The organism is Turicibacter sp. (assembly GCF_017941855.1).
GTDB classification, from domain to species: Bacteria; Bacillota_I; Bacilli_A; order MOL361; family Turicibacteraceae; genus Turicibacter; species Turicibacter sanguinis.
In genome coordinates, this window is record NZ_JAGAVR010000074.1 from 1 (window position 1) to 4,754 (window position 4,754).

Here is a 4,754-nt window from a genome sequence, read left to right on the forward strand (position 1 = left end):
AGAACGGTAATTCCCTGTGACTAAGTCATTATAATCATTCGACTCAACTACCACATGAATTTTAAAGCCACCGATCTGTGCTTTTGCAAATTCATTTAAGAAACGTGTGCGATCCGTTGAAGAAAAGTTCACACATAATTCGTCTAAGTTTGCTTTACGTTCTACCACAAATGGCATATAAATATCCCTCATTATGCCCAATTCTTGATTAGCTGGCACCTTTACCCCATAGTCACCTACTGGAAGTTTCGTTTTTTCAGTTTTAATTAAGCAGCTCGCACAATACTCATTGAATAATCTTAGTTGAAAAGTATCTTTCTCACGTGTATCAATTAAAATAATAGCTGAATTCACTAAATCAGCAATTTCTCGGTCTGTAAACTTATAATTTTTAAACATTTAAATTCTCCTAATAGTAAAGTTTTTTTCATACTCTTATCCCTTCTTATTTTTTAATTCTAATAACTTATGTGGTGTAGGTAGTGTAAGTAAGTGTAAGTAAGTGTAAGTAACGTGTAAGTACGATAAACGTTGGTATTACCATGTTTTCGCCCATAGTGTAGGTATGTAGGTAAAAAACAAAACTTTCTAAAAAAAATAGCCAAAACCCCCTTAAATATAGTGTTTTTTAAAAAAATATTTTTTTGCTTATTTTTACTTACATTACTTACACAAATGCTTATATTCGTTGGTATTACCATAAATAGAGGTGTGTAAGTAACTGTTTTTTTACTTACACTTTACTTGCACTTAGTTACACTTTACTTGCACTTAGTTACACTTACCTACACTTTTACCTACACTTTTACTTACGCTTTACTTACACGCATTATAATAGCGGTATATCGTTACGATAAGGCGGTGTTAAATAAACAGTCCCTGAATTATTTCTGTTGTATTTAGCGCCAAAACTTTCAATAGCTGCTCTAAAACCTTTTGAAGCTTTTATATTAAGTGTTGCTCTAATTTCAGCTGCTTTCTTATAAGTCCACTCACTTTCCGGAACTGACCAATCAAATCCATTTTCAATATTAATTTCAGTCGGTGTTGTTTCACGATAAGATGAATTGCTTTCGTGTAATGTTTCTAATTCTAACTGATCTAGGTAGTGTGGCATCTCTCCGCTTTTCCAAAGATGCATAACCTCACCCCAAAACTGTTTGATCTCATCTTTCTCTAAAACTCCACGTTTAATATCAGTGACTGGAATAACCCAATAACGTCTATCTCCAGTTTCATCCTTTAGGAACTCGTCCTTATTTACTGTTCCAAAGAACGCTGTACGTCTTGGAAATGATGTCGTTGAACGGTCGTAAGGTCTACGCTGAACATCTAACTGACGGTTAAAAAATGCTTTTAACCCTGCCTGGTCTTTTTTTAACGTTCCATCTAACTCTCCTAACTCTACGATCCAGTTGCTGATTGACTCATAAACGCTATCTTTGTCTGAAACGACTAAACGCATACCTTCTTTGAAGTATGGCTTTAATTCTGCTGGAATAAGTGATTTTATCCACGTTGTTTTCCCTTTACCTTGCGCCCCTTGAAGAATTAAAACTCCTTCAGTGTTACTTTCACCAGTGTTAAAGGGGATCATAACTGCGTTCACTAACCATTTCCTTACTAACTTATCCTTAAAAAAACGACTAAAATAAACGTCTGTAACTAAGCTATCACAAACCCTTTGAATACGTCCTACTTCTTTATCCCACTCGTTATAGGCTTCTGTAAGGTATTCAGTAACTGGATTGTACTCATTAGCAACGGAAATACGATTCACTAATCGTCCAATACTATCCAATGGCATAGCAAACTCATTTTTCATACATAATGAGTGAATATCGCACACACACGAATCAAAATCTTTTGTTTCTAGTCCTTGTATCTCAACTTGTTTAGAAATACTATTCAGAACCACTTTTATTCCATGATGCTCGATTAATAATTTTAAATTTTCCCACTCTCTCAACGGCTTTCCTTTTGAATCAACATTTTTGAAAGCAAAAATTCCTTCTTTTTTCATTGCTTCTCCGATGTTATTAATTAAAGCTATTTCTTCATTTGATAAAACACGTAAATTTGTGCTCACATTAGTTACCTCCTTGCTGCAATAACGCTAATAATTTTTGTTTATCGATATAGTCCATTGGAACTCCTAATTTAAAACGACTTAATAACGATCTAATAGCATCAAAATAATTTTTGTTCTCATAAATCTTGCAAAGACTGATAACATCCCCAGCACAACAATTTTTAGTGAAACAAAAAGCACTATTTGAGTGTTTATAAATAACAAATCCACTTTCGTTATCTCCACCATGAAACGGACAAGCACACGTATAATAACTTCCTAAATCTTTCAATTCTGCACCAGCCAACTCAACATAATCACAAATAGATACATTTTCTATTACATATTCCGCTAACTCATGAGTTTTTTCTTTTAGGAATGATACGTGTTGATAAATATCTTCATATTCACCAGCCATACATTCAGAATAATTAATATCTTTTTTACGTTTATATCCGCCCCCACAATCAAATGGCGCAACTTCATTTAATCGTTCAAAAAAATCATTTCCTAATAACTTTGCGTTTGGATTTAATCTTACTGAGTTAGCCTTGTTTGTCGCAAACCATAAACGGTTAGGGTTGCTTGTTGAATTATCGATTAAATTTGGGAATAAAAGTTTCAACTGGCAATACATTTTTTTAAACGTTTGATAATCTTTTATCGGCTTTTCAAAAAAATAAAGTAAGCGGAACTTGCGATGTTCATTGGTACTACTAAACGTGTCATAAAAAATAGTCGGCTCAACTCCAAGCTTTGCCTTTACTTCTTCAATCATTTCAGATGGAGTAACTTGATATTCTTTGTTATCAATATCTAATCCGAAAAAGCAAAAATTGTGAGTGTTATCCGCCTTTAAAGTGTTAGCTGCTGGATCTATTACACATCCACTGATAAAAGTGTGGCCTGTCGCAATTAATCCGCAAAAATCAGAAACAGTCATTGTCTTTGGCGGTGACGTTCGAATACGCTTCGTCACGTCACTCACTTCATATTTGTTGGGCTTATGTTTAAAGCCTTCGTTATCACAACTAATCGTGATAAATAATTGACTTAAATTCATAAAAATCCCCCCTTAAAGTAAAAATTCACTAATCATCTGTCTTAGTTTTGCTTCTGCATTGTCTAGTTTTCTATACATAAAGCACTTGTCAACGTAATGAACGATGTGAGGTAATCCAGCATTAAGTCCATCATGTCTACGCACTAAGTGATATAGTTGCCCTTGATAACTAACCGTCACAATGTCAAAAATCCTTACCTTAGTAATCTCAGATGTTGGATCATCAAATTGTTCAAACGAAGTGTAAACTCCAGTTTCTTCAATTAAGTCTGTTAAAAGTTGTCCCAGTGGGATATTAGTTAAATCAATTTCGTTGCTTTCGAGAAATAAACCCATCATTACTGCTCCTTTGCTGCTTTCTTACGTTTACGATATTCGCGCATATACTCACGCTTACGCTCACGATAACGTCTCTTTTGTTCTTCAGTACGATTATGGTAACGTTGGCGCTCGTGTTCATTTACCATCAGTCGCATTAACTCATTTCGCTCTGCTTTTGTTAACTTCTCTAAATCAAACACAAAAATCCCCCTTTCTTCCTAAAATTGGTAATTGACATTTTTTTACATAGATGATAAAATAATCAAGTCGATTTATTTAAAAAACCTATATTTTTGTATACTTAAAAGGGCACTACCTCCAAAAAATGGTAGTACTAAAGAACATATGTTCGCTTTTACGTGTAAAAAAGGTATTAAAGGTCTTTTAAATAATGTTGCTATTTATAGCGTAATTGATATCTTTTGTTTGAGAGCTCAAGTGAACTTGCCAGGTAGACTTAAGCTCTTTTTAATTTGTCTTAAAATAACAACAAAGGTAATTATAACACAGTAATATTGTGGGATTCAAGTCAAAACATTGGTAAATTCGACTAATTATGAATATTAGATCAACTGCTACTCTATAATAGTAAGTTGGTCTTTTTTTTATTCAAAAATGGTCAAATGGTTGAAAGTAATAAATTTGTTGTTGGATGAATTCGGTGTTGGATATCGTGCCGAAAGAGCAAAAAGATCAATTAGCAGTCGTGAAGTTGCGACGATGATGGAAATGACATCGAAAGACGGACACGCAAACTTGATGAGAAAAATAGAAAAAATCGATAATCTAAATGAAATTTTAATCGGCGCAAATTTGTGCTCATTAGATTATTGGTTCGAATCAACTTATATCGACGGTAAAGGTGAAACAGTCTTTAGGGTTATCTCTATACGCCTAAATTCAATCAAAAATAGGTTATATTGAATATAAAATTCCAATAACTGTTAAACAATTACAACTTTAAATACAGGATTTAGTCTATTGATAGAAAATGACTAATAGTTGTAATTAAAAATAGGTGTTTTTACCCACTTTCTCCGATGGATAATGAAAAGTTTTACTCAAATCTGAGGGTGATAGTTTCGCAGTCAGCTTATAACATTACTAAAGGGATTTTTACCTCGAGTTGCTAATAGCCTTACTGGAACCAACGAACTCTTACGCTCGTTAGAATGCCATCCAATCATAGTAATAGTTAGGATCTACGGTTGTTGGAATAGTTTCTTTGCGGTTCTTGGCCATTTCTTCGAATAAAGTTAATTGCTTTTGTTCATAAGCTTCTTTTTTAGCTTGTTTACG

Annotated in this window: 6 protein-coding genes; 1 reads left to right on the top strand and 5 read right to left on the bottom strand. The window is 33.6% G+C overall.

The features are described from left to right. From J6D32_RS08900 to J6D32_RS08920, 5 genes are all read right to left on the bottom strand, one after another. A partial coding sequence (locus tag J6D32_RS08900) for an ERCC4 domain-containing protein (RefSeq protein WP_287467578.1) occupies window positions 1–399 on the bottom strand: 399 nt, incomplete at its 3' end. A 430-nt stretch (window positions 400–829) separates the two neighbouring features. After that, on the bottom strand, window positions 830–2,089 hold the full coding sequence (locus tag J6D32_RS08905; protein WP_287467580.1) for a VapE domain-containing protein: 1,260 nt from the start codon (window positions 2,087–2,089) through the stop codon (window positions 830–832). Between the two features lies 1 nt (window position 2,090). Continuing rightward, window positions 2,091–3,134, bottom strand: coding sequence for a CHC2 zinc finger domain-containing protein (locus J6D32_RS08910; RefSeq protein ID WP_287467581.1), 1,044 nt, complete (start codon window positions 3,132–3,134; stop codon window positions 2,091–2,093). A gap of 12 nt (window positions 3,135–3,146) precedes the next feature. Beyond that, a complete protein-coding gene (locus tag J6D32_RS08915; RefSeq protein WP_287467582.1) occupies window positions 3,147–3,470 on the bottom strand; it encodes a hypothetical protein in 324 nt (107 codons plus the stop codon). Between the two features lie 2 nt (window positions 3,471–3,472). After that, the gene (locus J6D32_RS08920) at window positions 3,473–3,655 is read right to left on the bottom strand and encodes a hypothetical protein (protein WP_287467583.1); all 183 of its coding nucleotides are present in this window, start codon (window positions 3,653–3,655) and stop codon (window positions 3,473–3,475) included. A gap of 427 nt (window positions 3,656–4,082) precedes the next feature. On the opposite strand from J6D32_RS08920, the gene J6D32_RS08925 reads away from it, so the two are divergent. After that, window positions 4,083–4,379: a hypothetical protein gene (locus J6D32_RS08925; protein ID WP_287467585.1), complete on the top strand. Its 297-nt coding sequence runs from the start codon at window positions 4,083–4,085 to the stop codon at window positions 4,377–4,379. Window positions 4,380–4,754 lie beyond the last annotated feature (375 nt).

What these genes read in the sequence shown, in the direction of transcription:
- J6D32_RS08910 (WP_287467581.1), bottom strand. Translation starts at nt 3,134, where the DNA reads ATGAATTTAAGTCAATTATTTATCACGATTAGTTGTGATAACGAAGGC.
- J6D32_RS08915 (WP_287467582.1), bottom strand. Translation starts at nt 3,470, where the DNA reads ATGGGTTTATTTCTCGAAAGCAACGAAATTGATTTAACTAATATCCCA.